Annotated in this window: 7 protein-coding genes; 5 read left to right on the plus strand and 2 right to left on the minus strand. The window is 75.3% G+C overall.

Annotated elements, in window-relative coordinates:
• Nucleotides 1–653 (plus strand): methyltransferase domain-containing protein (locus tag DZF91_RS27655; RefSeq protein ID WP_117360072.1); only part of this gene is annotated, 653 nt, incomplete at its 5' end.
• Nucleotides 654–711: 58 nt separating this feature from the next.
• On the opposite strand, the gene DZF91_RS27660 is transcribed toward DZF91_RS27655, so the two are convergent.
• Complete coding sequence (locus tag DZF91_RS27660) at nt 712–1,053, minus strand: TraR/DksA family transcriptional regulator (RefSeq protein ID WP_117360073.1); 342 nt, start codon at nt 1,051–1,053, stop codon at nt 712–714.
• An 89-nt stretch (nt 1,054–1,142) separates the two neighbouring features.
• Nucleotides 1,143–1,925, minus strand: coding sequence for an SOS response-associated peptidase (locus DZF91_RS27665; protein WP_117360074.1), 783 nt, complete (start codon nt 1,923–1,925; stop codon nt 1,143–1,145).
• Nucleotides 1,926–1,976: 51 nt separating this feature from the next.
• On the opposite strand from DZF91_RS27665, the gene DZF91_RS27670 reads away from it, so the two are divergent.
• From DZF91_RS27670 to DZF91_RS27685, 4 genes are all read left to right on the plus strand, one after another.
• On the plus strand, nt 1,977–2,753 hold the full coding sequence (locus DZF91_RS27670; protein ID WP_117360075.1) for a DoxX family membrane protein: 777 nt from the start codon (nt 1,977–1,979) through the stop codon (nt 2,751–2,753).
• A gap of 211 nt (nt 2,754–2,964) precedes the next feature.
• Nucleotides 2,965–3,426: an NUDIX domain-containing protein gene (locus DZF91_RS27675; RefSeq protein WP_328589223.1), complete on the plus strand. Its 462-nt coding sequence runs from the start codon at nt 2,965–2,967 to the stop codon at nt 3,424–3,426.
• Between the two features lie 140 nt (nt 3,427–3,566).
• The gene (locus DZF91_RS27680) at nt 3,567–3,836 is read left to right on the plus strand and encodes a FeoA family protein (RefSeq protein WP_117360077.1); all 270 of its coding nucleotides are present in this window, start codon (nt 3,567–3,569) and stop codon (nt 3,834–3,836) included.
• Nucleotides 3,833–4,384 (plus strand): FeoB small GTPase domain-containing protein (locus tag DZF91_RS27685; RefSeq protein ID WP_199486941.1); only part of this gene is annotated, 552 nt, incomplete at its 3' end. The genes DZF91_RS27680 and DZF91_RS27685, both read left to right, overlap by 4 nt.

Raw genomic sequence — 4,384 nt, forward strand, 5'->3', positions numbered from 1 at the left:
CGGACGACCTCCTCGGCGGCGGGCGCGTCCCGGTGAACGGACGCGGGCGGGGCGGCATCGCGCCGGGGCCCCGGCCGCCCGGGGGGACGCCCCGCGTCCCGCCGCGCATCCCGGGACTCGGTCCGGTGCGTCCGGCCGTCCCGCCGGGCGAGGTGCGGCGCGTCGTGGGCGATCCCGGGGCGGCGTCGTTCCTGGCGGACGGGTCCATGGACGCCGTCGTCGCGGAGAACCGCATGCTGTCGCGGCACCTGGTCGCCGAGTCCACGGTCGCCGAGATCGCGCGCGTGCTGCGGCCGGGCGGGCGCGTCCTGCTGTCGGTCGACTCGCTCACGCTCGGCATGGCCCTGCTCGCCGAGCAGAACTGCTGGGCGCACCTGTCGGACGTGCCGCGCGCCGAGGTCGTCCTGGTGCCCTGGCCGGACGGGACGATCACCCGGTGCTTCCAGTCCGACGAGCTGCGGGAGCTGCTGCGGGACGCGGGCCTGGAGGTGGAGTGGATCCGGCCGCGCACGGCCCTGTCGGCGTCCACGGTGGAGCACGTACTGGCGACGTCCCCGGGGGCGCTGCCCCGGCTCGTCCGGACGGAGCTCAACGTCCCGCCGGGTGACGAGTCGCTGGGGATCCACCTGCTGGCCAGCGCCGTCCGCGTCTGACGGCCTTGTCCACCCGCCCGCCCGGCCCCTGGGGGCCGGCGGGCCGTGGGGGGCCGCGTCAGTGGAAGCGGCGGTCGCGCTTGGACTGGCACGGGACGCAGCGGGCGGCGTCCGGACGGGCCTCGAGACGGCCCGGCGGGACGGGCTTCCCGCAGGTCACGCACAGGCCGTAGGTGCCGTCCCCGAGGCGTTCCAGGGCGGCCTGGACGGCGGCGCGCTGGCGGCGCAGGGAGGCGAGGGACGCCTCGACGCGCTCGGTGGCGGTGAGCCACGCGCCCGCGTCGGCGGCGGAGCCCTCGGTGGCCGGGCGCTCCCCGGTCAGGATCCGGATGGACCGGTCCAGCTCGGCGCGCTGCTCCTCCAGGCGGGCGCGGGCGGTGACGAGGTCGACGGTGTCCACGGCGCTCCGTTCTCCTCCCGGAGCCCCGGGCGCGCGCGGGGGTGGCGCCGTCGTCCGCGTGGCGGGGGTCGGAACCGCGTGGCGGGGGGTCAGAACAGGGTTCCGGAAGTACTGCCCTGGATATCCCCGTCCGCGAGGGGTTCTATGAGTCGCGGACCGTTGTTTCTCACGTTGCCGACGAGCGTGGCGACCGGATAGGCGTCCATGGTCCCGGCCATCGCGGGGGTGAGCAGCCCGCGGATCTCCTCGGGCGCGGTGAGGTCGGGGTCGAGCCAGGCGTCCCAGCGGTCCGGGGTGACGACCATGGGCATCCGGTCGTGGATGCGGCCGAGGTCGTCGGGGGCGTCGGTGGTGATGAGGGTGCAGCTCCAGAGCCACTCCCCGTCCGGCGACCTCCACAGCTCGTAGAGGCCGGCCATCGCCATGACCCCGCCGTCCTTCGGGTGGATGTAGAAGGGCTGCTTGCGCGGCTTCCTCTTGCGCCCCTTCTCGTCGGTGGCCGGGTCGTCCTGGAGCGTGTACCACTCGTAGTAGCCGTCGGCGGGCAGCAGGCAGCGGCGGCGCGCGAAGGCCCGGCGGTAGGCGGGCTTCTCGGCGACGGTCTCGACCCGCGCGTTGATCATCCGGGCGCCGACGGACACGTCCTTGGCCCAGGACGGCACCAGGCCCCAGCGCAGCATCCGGAGCTGCCGGACGGCCTCGGCCTCCTCCTCGGCCTCCCCGCCCGGACGCCGGATCAGCACGGCCGGGACGGGATCGGTCGGAGCGACGTTGTAGTCCGGTTCGAGCCCGCCCCCCGTCTCGTCCGCCTGGATCGCGAACTGGTCGAGCAGCTCCTGGCGCGCCCTTGTCGTGGCGTAACGTCCGCACATGGCCCCATCCTCCCGTGCTTGACCGCTGGAGTGCTGGGCATGTAGCCCAACATGCGACCCTTCAAGAGCCCGGCCCGCCCGCTGGTGGCGGCCCCGTACATCATCACCGGCCTGGAGACGATGCGCGATCCGCGTCCGCGCGCCGAGCAGGTCGCGCCCGCACTCAAGCCCATCGCCGACCAGCTGGACTGGCTGCCCAAGGATCCCGTGACGCTCGTCCGGATCCAGGGCGCGATGAGCCTCGGCACCGGAGCGCTGCTGCTGACCGGCCGCTTCCGCCGGCTGGCCACGGTCATGGCCGCGGCCCAGCTCCTGCCCGCCCTGGCCACCGAGCACCACTACTGGACCGAGGACGACCCGGAGCGGCGCGCGAGCGAGCGCTCCCACCTGCTGAAGAACGCGGCGCTGTTCGGCGCGCTGCTGATGGTGGCGGGCGCGCCCAGCCGCAACCAGCACGTCGCCGACCTGCGCCGCCAGCTCCGCGAGGCCCAGTCCCAGGCGGGGATGAAGTCCAAGGAGCTGCGCCGGCAGGCGGCGTCGGAGATCAAGGCCCAGCGCAGGGAGGCCATGGCGGACGTGTCGGCGCGGCGGCGCGAGGCGATGGCCGAGGTGAAGGCGCTGCGCAGGCAGGCCGGCGCCCAGGCCAAGGCCCGGCGGCGCAAGGCGGCGGCCGGGATGATGGCCGGCGCGGCCGTCCTCAAGGCGGCGCAGAAGCAGGCCAAGGCCGCCAAGAAGAAGGCGGGCGTCCCGCACCGCAAGTCCTCGCACGGGCCGGTGCACAAGGTGCTGGCCGCCGCCGGAGCCAAGTCCGGCAAAGGCAGGCACTGAGACCACGTTGTTCCGGGAGCCGGGGGGCGGTCACCGCCTCCCGGCTCCGTGACGTCTGGACGAAATGGGTGGCCGGGTCCCCTCACACCCGCACCGCGAACCCGGCCACCACGTGAGAGGAACCCTAGGACGGCGACCGTAAGCGCCAGGTGAACGCCCTGGAAACCCCCCGATAGGCGACCTTTCGCGCCGGTTCCGGTTGGATGGGGTGGTGCGAGCGATCGGAGTCGGGATCTGGCGGAGGCTGGGCGGACGCTGGCAGTGGCGGCTGGTGCGCTGGCGGCACCACGGGTTCCTCGTCTACGCGGCGGGGGTCGTCCACGACGAGGACGGCCGGGTGCTGCTGCTGCGGCACCGGCTCTGGCCGGAGTCGCGGCCGTGGGGCCTGCCCGGCGGGTACGTCAACGCCGGGGAGCGCCTGGAGGACGCCGCGGCCAGGGAGATCCGCGAGGAGACGGGCCTGGAGGTGGCCGTCACGGGCCCGCCGGTCGCGGTCTTCAGCGGCTACCGGTACCGCGTCGAGACCTACTGGACGGCGCGCCTCACCGGCGGTGACCTGCGCATCGACCCGACCGAGGTGCTGGAGGCCCGCTGGTTCGCGCCGGACGACCTGCCGTCCGGCCTGTCGGGGAACCACCGCGCCCTCCTGGCCGGCGCCACCGCCCGCCCCTGAGCCCCGCCCCCTCGGGCGGCCCTGCCCGCGCGGCGTGATCCGGGGGGAGCCCGGTGGCGGGGGTCACGACGGCCCCGGATTCCGTCCCGGCGCGAACCGGCGTAGGTTAGCTATACCTAAGTGTTCGCTCGGGAGGCGAGATGACGGTGGCGGACTGCGCCCCCGGTTCGGTGGTGCGGCTGCGGCGGGTCGCCGCGCGCAACGGCCGGCTGCGGGAGCTCGGGTTCGTTCCGGGTGCGGTGCTGCGGGTCCTCGCCCGCGGCGGCACCGGCGGGCTGATCGTCGCGATCGGGGACGCCCGGATGGCGGTGGACCGCGAGATCGCGCACGTCATCCACGTCGAGCCGGTGGCCGCGGCGGCGGCCGGCGCCGTCCCGGCGTCCGCGGCCCGCGCCGCCTCTTCCTCGTGAGCGGGGTCAAGGCGGCGAGCTGCCACGGCGGTTCGACGGCGGTCGCGGCCCCGCCCGGCACCCCGGTCGTCGCGCTCGCGGGCAACCCGAACGTCGGCAAGTCGACGGTGTTCAACACGCTCACCGGGGCCCGGCAGCACGTCGGCAACTGGCCGGGCAAGACCGTGGACGTGGCGCGCGGGCCGTGGCGGCTGACCGGCGACCGGCGCGTCGAGGTCGTCGACCTCCCCGGCACCTACAGCCTGGTGCCGTGCTCCCCGGACGAGGAGCTGACCCGCGAGCTGATCGTCACCGGCCAGGTGGACGCCGTCGTCGTCGCCGTGGACGCCGGGAACCTGGCCCGCAACCTGTACCTGCTCGCCCAGCTGCTGGAGACGGGCCGTCCGGTCGCGGTGGCGCTGACCATGGTCGACACGGCCGCCGCGCGCGGCCTGACCGTGGACGCGGCGGCGCTGGCGGAGCGGACCGGCGTCCCGGTCGTCGCGATCGACGCGCGGGCGGGGCGCGGCATGGACGAGCTGGCCGCCGCCGTCGCGGGGCTGCTGGAC

This window comes from Actinomadura logoneensis (genome assembly GCF_003428695.1).
GTDB classification, from domain to species: domain Bacteria; phylum Actinomycetota; class Actinomycetes; order Streptosporangiales; family Streptosporangiaceae; genus Spirillospora; species Spirillospora logoneensis.